Source organism: Pseudomonas caspiana (genome assembly GCF_040224095.2).
GTDB lineage: Bacteria > Pseudomonadota > Gammaproteobacteria > Pseudomonadales > Pseudomonadaceae > Aquipseudomonas > Aquipseudomonas caspiana.
Map to the genome: position 1 here is coordinate 1,128,750 of NZ_CP167995.1, position 15,956 is coordinate 1,144,705.

Annotated in this window: 14 protein-coding genes; 2 read left to right on the top strand and 12 right to left on the bottom strand. The window is 58.2% G+C overall.

Annotated elements, in window-relative coordinates; genetic code table 11:
- Window positions 1-54: 54 nt before the first annotated feature.
- Window positions 55-264 carry a cold-shock protein gene (locus ABRP31_RS05075; RefSeq protein ID WP_002554837.1) on the bottom strand — a complete coding sequence of 70 codons (210 nt, stop codon included), beginning with the start codon at window positions 262-264 and terminating at the stop codon, window positions 55-57.
- A 309-nt stretch (window positions 265-573) separates the two neighbouring features.
- Between ABRP31_RS05075 and dcd the strand changes: the two genes are divergently transcribed.
- Both dcd and ABRP31_RS05085 read left to right on the top strand, forming a co-directional pair.
- Complete coding sequence (gene dcd, locus ABRP31_RS05080) at window positions 574-1,140, top strand: dCTP deaminase (protein WP_087269155.1); 567 nt, start codon at window positions 574-576, stop codon at window positions 1,138-1,140.
- A gap of 120 nt (window positions 1,141-1,260) precedes the next feature.
- Complete coding sequence (locus tag ABRP31_RS05085; RefSeq protein ID WP_087269158.1) at window positions 1,261-1,479, top strand: hypothetical protein; 219 nt, start codon at window positions 1,261-1,263, stop codon at window positions 1,477-1,479.
- A gap of 112 nt (window positions 1,480-1,591) precedes the next feature.
- Here ABRP31_RS05085 and pdeM read toward each other — a convergent pair whose 3' ends face one another.
- The 11 genes from pdeM to ABRP31_RS05140 all read right to left on the bottom strand — a co-directional run bounded on the left by pdeM (window position 1,592) and on the right by ABRP31_RS05140 (window position 15,911).
- Complete coding sequence (gene pdeM / locus ABRP31_RS05090; protein ID WP_349972106.1) at window positions 1,592-2,248, bottom strand: ligase-associated DNA damage response endonuclease PdeM; 657 nt, start codon at window positions 2,246-2,248, stop codon at window positions 1,592-1,594.
- Window positions 2,245-4,734, bottom strand: a complete 2,490-nt coding sequence (locus tag ABRP31_RS05095) for a ligase-associated DNA damage response DEXH box helicase (RefSeq protein WP_349972108.1) — start codon at window positions 4,732-4,734, stop codon at window positions 2,245-2,247. The genes pdeM and ABRP31_RS05095 overlap by 4 nt, the downstream gene beginning before the upstream one ends.
- A gap of 196 nt (window positions 4,735-4,930) precedes the next feature.
- Window positions 4,931-5,695 (bottom strand): ATP-binding cassette domain-containing protein, encoded by a 765-nt coding sequence (locus ABRP31_RS05100; protein WP_349972109.1) that lies wholly within the window; start codon window positions 5,693-5,695, stop codon window positions 4,931-4,933.
- A 13-nt stretch (window positions 5,696-5,708) separates the two neighbouring features.
- Complete coding sequence (locus ABRP31_RS05105; protein ID WP_349972110.1) at window positions 5,709-6,827, bottom strand: succinylglutamate desuccinylase/aspartoacylase family protein; 1,119 nt, start codon at window positions 6,825-6,827, stop codon at window positions 5,709-5,711.
- A 9-nt stretch (window positions 6,828-6,836) separates the two neighbouring features.
- The gene (locus tag ABRP31_RS05110) at window positions 6,837-7,547 is read right to left on the bottom strand and encodes an ABC transporter permease (RefSeq protein ID WP_087269171.1); all 711 of its coding nucleotides are present in this window, start codon (window positions 7,545-7,547) and stop codon (window positions 6,837-6,839) included.
- Window positions 7,544-8,272 carry an ABC transporter permease gene (locus tag ABRP31_RS05115; RefSeq protein WP_087269174.1) on the bottom strand — a complete coding sequence of 243 codons (729 nt, stop codon included), beginning with the start codon at window positions 8,270-8,272 and terminating at the stop codon, window positions 7,544-7,546. Before ABRP31_RS05115 ends, ABRP31_RS05110 begins: the two co-directional genes overlap by 4 nt.
- 85 nt (window positions 8,273-8,357) lie before the next feature.
- Window positions 8,358-9,140 carry a transporter substrate-binding domain-containing protein gene (locus tag ABRP31_RS05120; RefSeq protein ID WP_349972111.1) on the bottom strand — a complete coding sequence of 261 codons (783 nt, stop codon included), beginning with the start codon at window positions 9,138-9,140 and terminating at the stop codon, window positions 8,358-8,360.
- A 315-nt stretch (window positions 9,141-9,455) separates the two neighbouring features.
- Window positions 9,456-11,171 (bottom strand): ATP-dependent DNA ligase, encoded by a 1,716-nt coding sequence (locus ABRP31_RS05125; protein WP_349972112.1) that lies wholly within the window; start codon window positions 11,169-11,171, stop codon window positions 9,456-9,458.
- Window positions 11,168-12,223, bottom strand: coding sequence for a ligase-associated DNA damage response exonuclease (locus ABRP31_RS05130; protein WP_349972113.1), 1,056 nt, complete (start codon window positions 12,221-12,223; stop codon window positions 11,168-11,170). The genes ABRP31_RS05125 and ABRP31_RS05130 overlap by 4 nt, the downstream gene beginning before the upstream one ends.
- Before the next feature lie 170 nt (window positions 12,224-12,393).
- Window positions 12,394-14,859 carry a penicillin acylase family protein gene (locus tag ABRP31_RS05135; protein ID WP_349972114.1) on the bottom strand — a complete coding sequence of 822 codons (2,466 nt, stop codon included), beginning with the start codon at window positions 14,857-14,859 and terminating at the stop codon, window positions 12,394-12,396.
- Window positions 14,860-15,269: 410 nt separating this feature from the next.
- The gene (locus tag ABRP31_RS05140) at window positions 15,270-15,911 is read right to left on the bottom strand and encodes a glutathione binding-like protein (RefSeq protein ID WP_349972116.1); all 642 of its coding nucleotides are present in this window, start codon (window positions 15,909-15,911) and stop codon (window positions 15,270-15,272) included.
- Between the last annotated feature and the right edge of the window lie 45 nt (window positions 15,912-15,956).

Here is a 15,956-nt window from a genome sequence, read left to right on the forward strand (position 1 = left end):
ACAGCCATAAAAAAACCCCGCCGAAGCGGGGTTCTTTAAGCGAATAAGTACAAGTTAGATAACTTGAACTTCTTCAGCTTGCATGCCTTTCTGACCGCGGGTAGCGATGAAAGAGACCTGTTGGCCTTCTTTCAGGCTTTTGAAGCCGTCAGATTGGATAGCTTTGAAGTGCACGAACAGGTCGTCACCGGATTGTGGAGTGATGAAGCCGAAGCCTTTTTCATCGTTGAACCACTTAACGGTACCAGTTTGGCGATTAGACATGGTGTATCTCCTTGGACAAAGTTAACTGCGACTCAGGAAAAACCCTGGCCGAGACTGAGTGCAAAGAGCAGGAAAAATTCTTGGAGATGGTTGGATCGAAATTCAACATCGTGTAGAGATTCTCAGTGACACAAGCAACACAGTGACGCTACCTTAACGCTTTTTTTTGAACGTGCCAACCGTCAATTGAGGATTATTTCGATTAGTGTGCAAAGCATCTGTCGGCGGGCTTGCGCAGGCTTTGAACCCTGCGCCTTGGCCCGGTAAGATGCCGGACATCTTTTTTCACCCAGCTATCAGGACATCGCCATGAGCATCAAATCGGACAAGTGGATTCGCCGCATGGCGCAGGAGCACGGCATGATCGAGCCCTTCGTCGAGCGTCAGGTGCGTGGCGAGGGTGCCAACCGCCTTATCTCTTACGGCGTGTCCAGCTACGGCTACGATGTGCGCTGCGCGGATGAATTCAAGGTTTTCACCAACATCAATTCCGCGACCGTTGACCCCAAGAACTTCGACGAGGGAAGCTTTGTAGACGTCAAAAGCGACGTTTGCATCATCCCGCCAAACTCGTTCGCTCTGGCTCGCACCGTCGAATATTTCCGTATCCCGCGCAATGTTTTGACCATCTGTCTGGGTAAAAGCACTTATGCCCGCTGCGGCATCATCGTCAACGTGACCCCGCTTGAGCCGGAATGGGAAGGTCATGTGACGCTGGAGTTCTCCAACACCACCACATTGCCAGCGAAAATCTACGCCAACGAAGGTGTGGCCCAGATGCTGTTCCTCGAGTCCGACGAAGAGTGCGAAGTGTCTTACAAAGATCGCGGCGGTAAGTACCAAGGTCAGCGCGGCGTCACCCTGCCGCGCGCTTAACTGATATTTATTACCGTTCAGCCTGGCGAAATTGAATTAGTCCTCATTTCGGCACTCTATTGACTGAATCCCTCCTTCTCGCGCCATGTGGGCAGGGGGATAACGCTCAGGAGTGCCTTTATGAAGAGACAATCGAATGCCAGCGCCCAAGGGCCTGACCCGCGAGAGAATCATGTGGGTCTGCTCGCCTTGTCGCTACTCGCCTATCCGCAGCTCAACATGGTTGGCGGCGGTATCCCTGGCCAGCCAGGGCCAGATGGGCCGGGAGACATTCCCGAACCTACCGAGCCTGGTAGCCCAACCGTTCCAGACGAGCCACCACCGGCTCCGGTTGCCTGAATTCCACGACCGCTCTGCTGGCGCATTCACTGGCCGGCAGCGTTGTGTCTGTCGTTTTGGTCTGATGGCGATTCAGTGTTGATTCGAGCCGATAATGGTCCGTTGAATCGTTTCAGCTGATAGCCCATACCGCACCATCTCCCACTACGTAAATTCTGCTGTCCCCTTCACGTTCTACGTTGTAGCCGCCGGTAAAAGCACCGAAAGCGGGCAGCAGGCTTGTGCGTTCATTGAGATAAAAACAGGCCAGCCGTAGCCGCTGACGGCCGCGTCCTTGCAGGTGATAGACCGGATGAACATGCCCGGCCAGCACATGATGGGTCGGGTGGGGATGGGGTTCGTGCTGTAGTGCAAAGGGCCCCAATAGCAGAGGTTCCGGCACGGTTTCTATCATCAGGTCCGAGGGCGGATCGCCCGCGTGTTTATCGTGGTTGCCCCGTATCAGCGTGATTGCCAGCGTCGGATACTTCGATCGCCACTCGCTGAGGGCCTGTAGCGTTGAGGGCGTGCGCGACTGCCTCGCATGCAGGAAGTCGCCGAGGAAGATCAGCCGATCACAGGCATAGCTCTGCAGCAGATCATCCAGGCGCTGCAAATTGTTTTGCGTCGTGCCGTGTGGGACCGGTTGCCCAAGCGCGCGAAAAGCTGCTGCTTTACCGAAATGCACATCGGCGATCAGCAGGGCCCGATATTCGGGGTAGTAAATCGCTTTTTCAGCCAGCAACCAAAGCTCAGCGCCTGCCAGATTTACCGGGACATGAGGGTTCATGTGGCCTCAGGGCCTGCTGCTTTTTCCAGATCGCGTACCATTCGGGCGATCCGGTCTGCGAGTTTTTCCGAGCTCAGACTTTCGCGCATGCGCTCCACCAGCAGCGGAAAAGCCATCGGGGTAGCGCGTTTGATGAGGTGTAAATCCAGCGTACGTTGATTGATGCGTTGCAAGGTGTGCTCCAGTCTCGCGACGTCCAGCTCCTGACGCAGAACTTCCTCCTGCGCCTGCGTCAGCAGCAGGTTGCCGGCGTCGTATTGTTTGAAAACCTCAAAAAACAATCCACTCGACGCTTGTAATTGCCGGTTGCTCTTTGGCGCACCCGGATATCCGGAGAATACCAGCCCGGCAATACGGGCGATTTCCCTGAAGCGTCGTAGCGCCAGCTCACCGGCATTAAGGCTGGCCATGATGTCGTTCATCAGGTGTTCTTCACTGAACAGCTCGGCACTCAGTTGCGCCTGCCAATCCACCTCGGTGGCACTGAGTAGCTCAAAACCATAGTCGTTGACCGCGATGGAGAAGGTCAGGGGGGCGTGGCGGCTCAACCGCCAGGCCAGCAGGCTTGCCAGCCCCAGATGTACATGGCGACCGGCGAAGGGGTAGAGAAACAGGTGCCAACCCTCGCGGGACTTCATGACTTCTGCCAGTAGTGTCTTCTCCTGAGGCAGGGCTGACCATTGCCGCTGGATCTCAAGCAAGGGTTTGACGGCCTGCATTTCCGGGCTTTTGAATTCTCCGTGAGCGGCTGCGTCGAACTTCGTCACCACCGCATCGGCCAGTTCGCTTGAGAGTGGCATCCGCCCGCCATTCCAGCGTGGCACTGCGGCCTTTTTGCTGGTCGCTCTTTTCACGTAAGCCGTCATGTTTTCCACGCGAACCAGTTCGAGCAGTCGTCCACCAAACAGAAAACCATCGCCGGGTTTGAGGCGCGCGATGAAGCCTTCTTCAACGCTGCCCAGCGAGCCACCGCCGCCGCCTTTTTTCCAGTACTTCACGTTAATGCTGGCATCGCTGACGATGGTGCCAATGCCCATGCGGTGACGTCTGGCAAGGCGCGCGTCCGGCACCCGCCAGATACCATTTTCGTCAGGCTCTACGCGTCGATAGTCCGGATAGGCCGTCAGCGAGTGACCGCCATGACGAACGAAGGCCAATGCCCACTGCCACTCTTCATCGGTCAGCTCCTGATAAGCCCACGCAGTACGCACTTCACGCAACAGGGCGTCCGGATCGAAGCCGCCACCCAGCGCCATGCTGACCAAATGCTGGACCAGCACGTCGAGAGGCTTGTGTGGTGACTCTCTGGGCTCGATCATCCGTGCCGCTACGGCGTCATGGGCCGCAGCGGCCTCAACCAGTTCCAGGCTATGCGTCGGCACCAGCGTAACCCGCGACGGGCGGCCTGGTGCATGGCCTGAGCGCCCGGCGCGTTGCATGAGACGTGCGACGCCTTTGGGCGAGCCGATTTGCAGTACACGCTCGACGGGCAGAAAGTCCACGCCCAAATCGAGGCTCGAGGTGCACACCACCGCTTTGAGCTGGCCTTCCTTCAGGGCGCGCTCGACCCAGTCGCGCACTTCCCGCGCCAGTGAGCCGTGGTGCAGGGCGATCAGCCCGGCCCAGTCGGGACGCGCTTCCAGCAAGGCCTGATACCAGACCTCCGATTGCGCACGAGTGTTGGTGAACACTAGGCAACTGGCGCTGCTGTCCACTTCAGCCAGTACTTGCGGCAGCATCCGCAGACCCATATGTCCGGCCCACGGGAAACGCTCGATGGACGGCGGCAACAGGGTATCGACGCGTAGCTCTTTAGTGATCTTGCCTTGCACACTGACGCCGCCTTCGCCGACCAGCACTTCCTGAGCGTGCTGTTGATTGCCGAGCGTCGCGGACACGCCCCACACAATCAGATCCGGATTCCATTGGCGCAAGCGGGCCAGCGCAAGTTGCAGTTGTACGCCGCGTTTGTTACCGATCAGTTCATGCCATTCATCCACGACCACCATTTTCAGGGTCGAGAAGGTGCTTTGAGCATCGGCGCGGGTTTGCAGCAGAGTCAGGCTTTCGGGGGTGGTAATCAGCGCAGTCGGCAATCGACGCCCTTGTCGGGCGCGCTCGCTGCTGCTGGTATCGCCGGTACGCAAGCCCACGCTCCAGGGGATATCCAGATCCACGAGCGGCGCTTCAAGCGCTCGGGCAGTGTCGGCGGCCAGTGCGCGCATTGGGGTTATCCACAACACGCTGAGCGGTGTAGCGGGCGGTTTGCGCTTGCGTGGTTTTTTTTCAGTGGGCGGTTTGGCGAATTGGGCGAACCGGTTCAGCGCAGCAAACCACACTGCGTAGGTTTTACCCGAGCCTGTGCTGGCGTGCAGCAACCCGGATTGTCCTTGCTTGACGGCCGACCAGACCTCTTTTTGAAAAGGAAAAGGCTTCCAGCTGCGTTCCGAAAACCATCGCTGAGCGAAATCGGTAGGTCTGCTCATGCGTCGCTGTGTGCTCTGAAAGGGGGTATTTCAGAGACAGCGCAGATGGGGGATTAGTTGTGTTGGAAACTTGCAATGGTCCTGTAGGAGCTCACGAGCACCGCGAGGCAGTGATAGCGGTGTATCGGACAGGACCGCCATCACTGCCTCGCGGTGCTCGTGAGTTCCTACAAAAATGTGCTTCCCTGATGGGGCGTTATTTCAAATTCCCACTCAAGAACTGCTGCAGCCGCTCGCTTTTCGGATTGCCCAGTACTTCATCCGGGTGTCCGGACTCTTCGATCTGGCCCTGGTGCAGGAACACGATCTGGTTGGCGACTTTGCGGGCGAAGCTCATTTCGTGGGTCACCATGATCATGGTCCGGCCTTCTTCAGCCAGACCCTGAATCACTTTGAGCACTTCACCGACCAGTTCCGGGTCGAGCGCCGACGTTGGTTCGTCAAACAGCATGATTTCCGGCTCCATGGCCAACGCACGGGCAATGGCTACGCGCTGCTGCTGACCGCCGGAAAGGAACGCCGGATATTGATCAGCAACACGTTCCGGCAAGCCAACCTTGTCCAGATACTTGCGGGCGCGGACTTCGGCTTCTTCTTTGGAAACACCCAACACACGGCGCGGTGCCATGGTGATGTTTTCCAACACGGTCATGTGCGCCCACAGGTTGAAATGCTGGAACACCATGGCCAGACGGGTGCGGATGCTTTGCAGCTCGTCCGGGTCGGCGACGCGCATGTGGCCTCTGTCGCTCACCATGCGGACTTGCTTGCCGTCCAGGCTCATGGCGCCATCGTTGGGCTGTTCGAGGAAGTTGATGCAGCGCAGGAACGTGCTTTTGCCGGAGCCGCTGGCGCCGATCAGGCAGATGACATCGCCGCTGCTGGCTTTGAGCGAAACACCTTTGAGTACTTTGTTATCGCCGTAGCTTTTATGCAGGCCATCGATGGTCAGTTTGTACATGACAAGCAAGTCCTCAAGGAGAAAGTAGGTAGCCGCTACGGTAGGCTTCGGTGCCTGCGACGTGAGCGATGACCATGCCGGCGGTGGCCATGCGGCGTAACGAGCGCGCATAGAGCAGGCCGGAATTGAGCGTGTGGATCGGCATGACGGCGTCGCTGATCGGGTCGATGACTTCTGCGATCAACTGGCCCGCCTCGACGTATTCGCCGGGTTGGGCACAAAACACCAGCAGCCCGCCGACCGGCGTAGCGACGGGTTCAACCGCCGCCAGTGGCGTGGCTGGATAGAGCAATTCGGGGGCGAGTGCGACTTCGCCGCCAATGGCGCCGAAGTGAATCAGGTAATTGATCAATGCCTGGCAGTCACGGCTGGCCAGGGCGTGATTCACATCGCCCTGGCCTCGCAGCTCCAGGGTCACGGAAAAGCTGCCCATCGGAATCGCAAAGCGATCACCAAAGCGCTGTTGCAATTGCCACCAGACCAGTGTGAAGCATTCATCGAATGACTGGCCGCCGGAGTCAGTCGCCAGCAGGCTGGCCTGAGCGCCGAGGTAACGCGAGAGCATTTCCACCTGTGGCCAGGCTTCAGGCGTGGTGTACAAGTGCTCGACGGATTCGAAGTCGCAATGCAGGTCCAGAACCATGTCGGCATCACAGGCAAGACGTTGCAAGGTCAGGCGTTGCGATTGCAGTTGGGTCGATGCGATCTGCGCTTCAAGCGCTTTGCTCAGGCTGCGGCGGATCAGCCGGATGTTGTGCTGCGGATCATCGTTCAGCTGTGTTTCAACGTCATTACCCACTTGCGCGCCGAGGTCGACAAACCAGCGGTTGAAGTTTTGTCCGCTTTCCAGCTCGTAACGGCCTAGCGGGACGTCCATCAGGACCTGTTCCAGACCGATGGGATTGGCCACCGGCACGACGACGATTTCACCGAGCAGCAAGCCAGCGTTCTCCAGCTCACTCAGGCGTTGCTTGAGGTACCAGGCAACCAGCATGCCCGGTAGCTCGTCGGCATGCAGCGAGGCCTGGATATAAACCTTGCAGACACCGTCTTGCGGGCCGTAGTGAAAACTGTGGATCTGCCGCGCAGTACCTGGCACCGGCGCGAGCAGATCGTGGGTGTCATGACGCATGGGCAGGTCCTAGTGAGACGGGCCGAGAAAGGCCAGCCAGCGGCGTTCGGCAAGGCGGAACAGGCCGACCAGGATGAACGTGACGCACAGGTAAATAATCGCGGCGATACCGAACGACTGGAACGTCATGAAGGTGGCCGAGTTGGCGTCCCGTGCGACTTTGAGAATGTCCGGCACGGTGGCGGTAAAGGCCACAGTGGTCGAGTGCAGCATCAGAATCACTTCGTTGCTGTAGAACGGCAATGAGCGACGCAGGGCCGACGGCATGATCACGTAAGCGTAAAGCTTCCAGCCGGTCAGACCGTAGGCTTTGGCGGCTTCGACTTCGCCGTGGTTCATGCTGCGAATTGAGCCTGCGAAAATCTCGGTGGTGTACGCGCACGTATTAAGGGCGAACGCCAGGATCGTGCAGTTCATCGCATCGCGAAAGAACGAATCGAGAATCGGCTGCGCGCGGACGGCTTCGAGGCTGTAGATACCGGTGTAGCAAATCAGCAGCTGTATATAGAGGGGCGTGCCGCGAAACAGATAGGTGTAGAACTGCACCGGCCAACGAACCCAGCAATTGCTGGATACGCGAGCGATGGACAGCGGGATCGAGACCAGAAAGCCGATGGCGATCGACGCGCTGAGCAGCCACATGGTCATGGCAAGGCCGGTGATGTGCACGCCGTCGCTATAAAGGAAGGGGCGCCAGTATTCCTGAAGCAGTTCGATCATCGTTGAGCCTCCCGGCTGCCTGCGGAATACCGCCGTTCAGCCCAACGCAGGGCAAAGTTCGAAGCGCTGGTGATCAACAGGTAAATCAATGCAGCGAGGACCAGGAAATAAAACAGTTGGTAGGTGCTTTTGCCGGCGTCCTGTGCGGCTTTGACCAGATCGGCCAGACCGATGATCGACACCAGCGCAGTAGCCTTGAGCAGCACTTGCCAGTTGTTACCGATACCCGGCAGGGCGAAACGCATCATCTGCGGGAACACCACGTAGCGAAACCGCTGGGCGCGACTGAGGCCGTAAGCGGTGGCGGCTTCGACCTGTCCACGTGGCACGGAAAGGATCGCGCCACGGAAGGTTTCGGTGAAGTAAGCGCCATAGATAAAGCCGAGGGTGATCACGCCTGCGCTGAAAGGATCAATTTCGATGTAGTCCCATTCCATTGCGTCGGTCAGCTGACTCAGCCAGGTTTGCAGGCTGTAGAAGATCAGCAACATCAACACAAGGTCGGGAACGCCACGGATCAGCGTGGTGTAGAGCTGTGCCGGCATCCGCACGATGGCGGCGCCCGACAGTTTTGCACTGGCGCCGATCAGTCCGAGCACGATGCTCACGAACAGCGACAGCAGCGATAATTTAACGGTCATCCACGTCCCTTCAAGCAGCAGAGGGCCGAAGCCTTTGAGGCTGAAGGTGGAGAGTCCGAGGGTTTGCAGCAGCGTATCGAACATGGGTAAAGCCTTTAACGGTCAATAAAACAAAACGCCCATGGAAATCGGCGGTGGATGATCGCCGAAATCCATGGGCGTCGGGGTGTTATTTACCGCTGTACAGATTCAGATCGCCGAAGTGCTTCTTCTGGATCTCGGCATATTTGCCGTCGTCGTGTAACGCTTTGATACCTTTATCCAGCAGAGCCTTGAGCTCTTTGTTACCTTTCGCGATACCGATCGCGGTTTTGGAAGGCAACAATTCGCTGTCGATTGGCTGGCTGACTTCGTAACCAGCACCTTGTGGCGACTTCAGGAAGCCCAGTTCGGCTTGCAGCATGTCCTGAATGGACGCATCAAGACGACCGGAAACCAGGTCGGCGTAAACCTGATCCTGGTTGGCGTAGGCCTGGGTTTTCACACCCGCCTTGTCCAGTACGGCTTTGGCATAGGCTTCCTGAATGGTGCCTTGCTCGTAGCCCACGATTTTGCCTTTCAGGCTTGCCGGATCAGCCGTCAGGGCTGCACCTTTTTTGAACACCAGGGAAGTCGGGCCGGAGAACAGTTCGTTGGAGAAGTCGATAACCTTCTCACGTGCCGGAGTCACGGTCATCGACGAGATCACGCCGTCGAATTTACGCGCTTTCAGGCCTGGGATCATGCCGTCGAAATCGCTTTCAACCCATTTGCATTTAACTTTCAGCTCGGCGCAGATAGCGTTGCCCAGGTCGATGTCGAAGCCTACCAGGCTGCCGTCAGCGGCTTTTGATTCGAAAGGTGCATAAGAAGGATCAACGCCAAAACGCAGTTCCTTGTATTCCTTGGCCATTGCATTGCCTGCGGCGAGACAAACAGCCAATGCAGAAAGGGTCAGCCATGCTTTTTTCATCGTTCAGTCCTTAAAACCAAATTGAGCGTTGGGAACACGCGAGGCTTGCTACCGGCGGGTGCCAGACCACAGAAGATAGCAATTTCCGAACCAAAGATACGAACGTGCGTTTTAAATGTACGGAGTTGTCGCAATGTTGACTGCCGACTTCGAAGGCGCTCCCTGCAGGAGTGAGCTTGCTCGAGATAGCGTCGTGCCAGCAGCATTACGCATTAACCGACAACCCCATCGCGAGCAAGCTCACTCCTACAGCGGTCGGTGCGTTGCTCCAACAAGGTGCGCTGAAATTCAGCGGCCCCAAAAAAGGGCGGCATCCTACCCCAGCAAGTCCTGTAACGTCGACAAACTATCGGCCTCGGCCACTGATTTATCCTGCCGCCAGCGCAACATGCGGGGAAAACGCACCGCAATTCCGCTCTTGTGGCGTTTTGACAAGGCGATGCCTTCGAAGCCCAGTTCGAACACCAGGCTTGGCGTCACACTGCTGACCGGGCCGAACTTTTCGACGGTGGTCTTGCGCACAATGGCGTCGACCTTGCGCATTTCCTCGTCGGTCAGGCCTGAATAGGCTTTGGCGAATGGCACTAATGTGCGCTCGCTTTGTTCGGGCGGGCCGTCCCACACCGCGAAGGTGTAGTCGCTGTACAGGCTGGCGCGCCTGCCATGGCCACGCTGGGCGTAGATCAGCACCGCATCGACGCTGAACGGATCAACTTTCCATTTCCACCAGACGCCCATGTCTTTGGTGCGACCGACGCCATACAGAGAGTCCCGGGATTTGAGCATCATGCCTTCCACGCCCAGGCTGCGAGAGGCTTCACGCTGGACACTCAAGTCCTCCCAGTCTTTGCCATTGATGACCGGGGAGGGCAGCAACACAGGGCTCTGGCAGGTTTCGATGACCTTTTCCAATTGGCTGCGTCGCTCATGTTGCGGGCGGCTGCGCCAGTCATGCTCCTGCCATTCCAGCAGGTCGTAGGCGAGCACCACGACGGGGACTTCTTCGAGGATTTTCTTACCCAGGGTTTTACGGCCGATGCGCTGCTGCAGGAGCGCGAAAGGCTGGACGGATGGCTGGGTTGGTGCGGCGTCTGGCGGCGATTCAGTACTGAGTGAAAATTCCGCGCTGTCAGTTGATGCGGGCTCTGCCGTCTTCCAGACGACTATTTCACCGTCGATGACCGTCCCGTCGGGCAAGCTCTGCACCAGACTGTACAATTCCGGGAAGCGATCGGTTACCAGCTCTTCACCGCGAGACCAGATCCACAGGCGACCTTCGCGCTTGACCAGTTGTGCGCGAATCCCGTCCCACTTCCACTCCACTTGCCAGTTTTCCGCTGGCCCCAGCAAACTTTCGAACTGATCCACCGGCTGCTGCAAGGCGTGGGCTAGGAAAAACGGATAAGGCTGACCACCACGCTGGGCGTGCTCGTCATCCGATTCAGCTGCGATCAGTTTAAGGAAACCTTCGGCGCTGGGCCGGTGAGACAAGTCGGTGTAACCCACCAAGCGTTGTGCCACGCGTTTGCTGTCGATATCGGCCATGGCGGCGAGGGCGCGAGTGACCAACAGTTTTGAGACGCCGACCCGGAAGCTGCCAGTGATCAGCTTGATGCAGACCATCAGGCTGACCCGGTCCAACTGTCCCCAGAATATCGGCAGGCGCTCGGCCAGTTCTTCTGGAGGCAAGCCCCGCAAAGGCAGGAGCTTGTCTTCCATCCAGACGGCCAGACCTTCGTCAGAGTCGTGCTCGGCCTCAGGCAATAGCAGCGCCAGGGTTTCTGCCAAGTCACCGACGGCCTGATAGCTTTCTTCGAACAACCATTCCGGCAGCTTGCCCAGGGTCATGGCTTGTTCGCGCAACAGTTTGGTGGGCACCAGCTGGCGCGGGCGTCCGCCGGAGAGGAAATACACTGCCCACGCCGCATCCTGCGGCGGCACCTTCGCGAAATAGTCACGCATGGCGGCCAGCTTGGCGTTGCTGGAGGTGGTGGCGTCGAGTCGGGAATACAGCTCGGCAAAGGCTTTCATGCCGGGGCCTCGGTTGATTCTTCAGGTTTTGTTTCTTCCGGTTTTGTTTCCGCCGTTGTCGAGTCTTCCTCATCGCCATATTCGGTGACGAAGCCCTGGGCATCGAGTCCGGACTCGCGCAGGTAACGCACCAGCACTGCCACTGACCCGTGGGTCACCATGACGCGCTCGGCACCCGTCTGCTCGATTGCCCAAAGCAGGCCTGGCCAATCGGCGTGATCGGACAGCACAAAGCCGCGATCCACGCCGCGTCGTCTGCGTGTGCCGCGCAGCATCATCCAGCCACTGGCGAATGCATCACTGAATTCGCCAAAGCGTTTCATCCAGGTGCTGCCGCCTGCGGAGGGAGGCGCGAGGATCAGCGCCTGACGCAGGGCCGGATCGGTTTTCTTGAAATCGCCGGCGTATTGGGTCTCGGGAATTCGCACGCCGGCTTCACGGTAAACCCGGTTCAAGGGCTCGACCGCACCATGAACCAGTATCGGCCCGATCTCAGGGTCGATGCCGTGCAGGATGCGCTGGGCCTTGCCGAAGGAATAGGCGAATAGCACGCTGGCCTTGCCGACCGCAGCGTTGGCCCGCCACCAGTCGTTGATTCCAGCGAAAATCTGCGACTGCGGCTGCCAGCGATAGATCGGCAGGCCGAAGGTCGATTCAGTGATGAAGGTGTGGCAGCGCACCGGCTCGAACGGTTCGCAGGTGCCATCCGGCTCGACTTTGTAATCACCGGACGCCACCCAGACTTGGCCTTTGTACTCCAGCCGGACCTGCGCCGAACCCAGCACGTGTCCGGCTGGATGAAGGCTCAGTTTTACGCCGTGGTGCAACAGGGTTTCGCCGTACGCCAGGGTTTGCAGATTGATGTCCTGCCCCAGTCGCGAACGAAGAATGCCTTCGCCCGGCGCTGCGGCCAGGTAGTGTTCATTGCCGGTTCGCGCATGATCGCCGTGGGCGTGAGTAATGACTGAGCGCTCCACAGGGCGCCATGGGTCAATGTAGAAATCTCCGGGCGGGCAATACAAACCTTCGGGACGCGCGATAACAAGATCCATGGAGTAACCGACTGGATGGGCTTGTTAGTTATGAGGGCGGGGCGGGGGAGGAAGTTCGAAGAACATGAAGCTGATTGGCCACACCTGTAGGAGCTGCCGAAGGCTGCGATCGCGGTTTGTCAGGAAGATCGCAATCGCAGCCTTCGGCAGCTCCTACAGAGGTGTTTATTCTATTTCCCTGGCACCAGCGTCAACCGCTTGCTGCCATAAGCCCGCTCGTAATTCTGGGTTTGCAGCGGGATCGTCTGGTACTGGCCCTTGAGCCAGGGTTCGATACTGTTGGTGTAATACGGGCTGGCCGGGTTACCGGACTGACCAATGTTGATCAGGCCGAGCATCGGTTCGCTTTGGCCGAAGTCGATGATCATGCGCATGCTCGGTACAGCCTGGCTGTCGAAGTTCTGACCCCATGGATACGCCGAGATGTTCAGCGTGTTGTGGTCACCCCCAGTTGCACTTGGGCCACGGTTGAAACTGTTAGCGGCGAAGTCGCTACTTTGCAGGGTCGAGCGATGCAGCTTGCCCCATTGCCAGGCTTTGCGATCAGTGCCCATTAGACTGTCACCGGCAGTGATTGCTGCCGCCAGACTGCGGGCCAGAATCGCGGGCTTGTCTTCTTTTTGTGGCGTTTTCACGTCATCCCAATACGGGCTGTCTTCGCGTCCCAGCAAATGATCGGCTTGTGCCGAGTACGACAGGCTGGCGTTCTGCACCAGTGCTTTCCACGCCGGGCTGGTTTCCGGGCCAAGCTCGTCAAGGAAGGTCTGCTTCGCGCTTTCCTGCAGGAACAGCTCATAAAGCGCTGCATCGGCAGACGTTGGTGTGAGTTTGCCGTCGAATGCCATCAGCCGGGTAAACGCTTCCCGGGCTTTGCTGCGTTCGGCTTCAGGCAAGGCGTCGATGGCCTGTTTCAGCGGTTTGACCATACCCGGCGCTTCAAACATTTTTCTCAGTTTGGCGGCGAAGGTCGTGCTCTGATCGTATTGCATGGCAATGACACTGCGGGTGTCCTGCTTGCCACTGTTGGCCAGTTCCGCAATACGTTCGGCGCGCTCCGGGGCTTTCCACGAGTTGGACAGCTGCATGCCGTAACCTTTCGGGAAGGTGCGCTGGTTGGCGGTGGCGATCCAGCCTTGCTGCGGGTTTTGATCATAAGGGTGCAGCATCGCGTCGGCGAAGCCATCCCAGTCATAACGGCCTTCCCAGCCCGGCGAAGGCAGCAAGCCCAGGCCTTCACGGCGATTTGGATAGCGACCGGTAACCTGCCAGGCGACGTTCGACGCATCGGCAAACACCATGTTCAGCGCGATTGCGCGGATTTCACGGCTGGCATCGAATGCCTTGTCGACGTTAGGCGCGCGGGACAGATCGAAGAAGGCGTCCAGACTCTTGTCGTCTTTGAAGTCCGGGGTTTGCAACGCCAGCCCCAGGCTGTTGTTCAATTGGCCTTCACTCGGATTGCTGTTGAGCAACGCGCCATGACGGGTTGCAAAAACGGTCTCACGAATCGGGCGGCTGCCTTTGACGAAGAAAGTTTCTTCATGGGCTGTTGCGGGCAGCCACTTGCCATCGGCCAGGTACATCAAGCGATTGTTCTCACGTTTCAGCTTTTCCAGGAACAGGTCCTGGTTGTCGCCCATCACCGAGGCCATCGACCAGCCCAGCTTGCCGTTGAAGCCACTCAGAATCAGCGGTAGACCCGCGATCGTGGCGCCAGCGGCCTGATATTTAGGGGCGCGGATTTGTACGAAGCTCCACGCGGAGTTCAACCCGGCAGGCAATTGCACGTCGTTGGCCAGCAAGCTTTTGCCGGTGCGGCTGCGTTGCGGCGCAATGGCCCAGTTACTGGAGGCGGCGATGCCCAGCATGTTCAGGTCAGTCAATTGCTGGGCGACTTTATTCAGATCGCTCAGACCTGAAACCTGCCCGCCAAGGTTCAAGCCCTTGAGCTTGTCGGCTTCGGAAAACGGCAGTTCTTCGTCCGGATAAGTCGGCACCAGCCAGGCCAGCTTGTCGACGCCGACTTTTTGCGCCAGTAACAGTGAGGACAATTCTTCTTGCAGGTTTGCCGACTGGCTGAAGTTCAGCAGGCTGAAGATCAGCGCCGAGTCTTCGGGTTTCCAGTAATCCGGACGATAGCCAGAGCTGGCCAGATCGGCGGGCAGTTTGTCGCGGTAGCGGAACAGGTAGGCGTTGACGCCACGGGCATAGACTTCAAAGAAGCGTTGCAGGCGCGGGGTCGAAGCGCTGTACAGCTCGCTGGCGCTCTTTTTCAGATTCGCGGCGCGCATCAAACGGTCGATATCCAGTGCGCTTGGGCCGACCATTTCCGAGAGGCGTCCCTGGGCCAGCAGGCGCATGCTCAGCATTTGTGTGATGCGGTCGCTGGCGTGTACGTAACCCAGGGTAAAAAGCGCGTCATGAAAGGTGCTGCTTTCAATCAGCGGCATACCGAGGTTGGTGCGCCGCAGGGAAACGTTCTGGGCCAGGCCCTTGACCGCCACAGTGCCGGACGCAGGCAGCAACGAGTCGCTATCGCCACCGCCCAACTGGCAACCGCCAAGACTCAACAAACCCACCGTAGCGGCGGCAGCACCGAACCGGTTTACGACTTTGGAACGGGCTGGTGAGGCCATGGCAAAACTCCTGCGGGGGCTTAACGTATAAAAGGCGCTACGTTAGAGAGCGCGCAGGCGCCACGCAAGCGGGGAGAGGGAGTTTATTTCAGGATTTTTCAAAGGTCGTGGGGCTATTGGCAAATGTGGGAGCAACCGGAACGTGTGGTCCATGGGACGAGGCAGTGCGTCAGGTTGACCTTCTCGCCAACAAGTTGCCTCCAGCCTGGACCGCGTGACACGGCTCTGCTCGGTAGGAGTCGCCCGCGTCGCTGACACCGAAGCAAACACAGGACCTGTAGGAGCTGCCGAAGGCTGCGATCGCGGTGTACCAGAAGAAGTGCTTCGCAGCCTTCGGCAGCTCCTACAGAAAATGCATTTCAATCCAGTATTTTGCTGTTTTTTGATGAGGGCAAACTTGTGCGCGAGGCTCAGATCTGTGGATTCACTTGGTCAACCAGCGCATACGCCCGCTTGGTCGCTTCACGATCATTGATGGCATCGAACCAGCGCTTGAGGTGTGGGAAGTCGTTCAGGTTCTGGTCTTGCCAGGTATGACGTGCGATCCACGGATAGATCGACATGTCGGCAATGCTGTATTCACTGCCCGCCACGAAGTCGCGATCTGCCAGACGCCGATCCAGCACGCCATATAAACGGGCAGTTTCATCGACGTAGCGTTTGATGGCGTAAGGAATCTTTTCCTTGGCGAAACGGTTGAAGTGATGGTTTTGCCCCGCCATGGGTCCCAGCCCGCCCATTTGCCAGAACAGCCATTGCAGCGTTTCTTGCCGACCGCGCAGGTCTTTGGGAATGAACTGGCCGGTTTTTTCCGCCAGATACAGCAGAATCGCGCCGGACTCGAACAGGCTGATCGGCTCGCCGCCATCGGCAGGCTCATGGTCAACGATGGCCGGGATGCGGTTATTCGGGGAGATTTTCAGGAAGTCGGGTTTGAACTGATCGTTCTGGCCGATATTGACCGGGAAGATTTTGTACGGCAGACCGGCCTCCTCAAGGAACAGCGACACTTTGTGGCCGTTGGGTGTGGTCCAGTAATGCAGATCGATCATCAAGAACTCCTGTTGGAAGGAACGGACTGCCTGTTTTACTCCCGC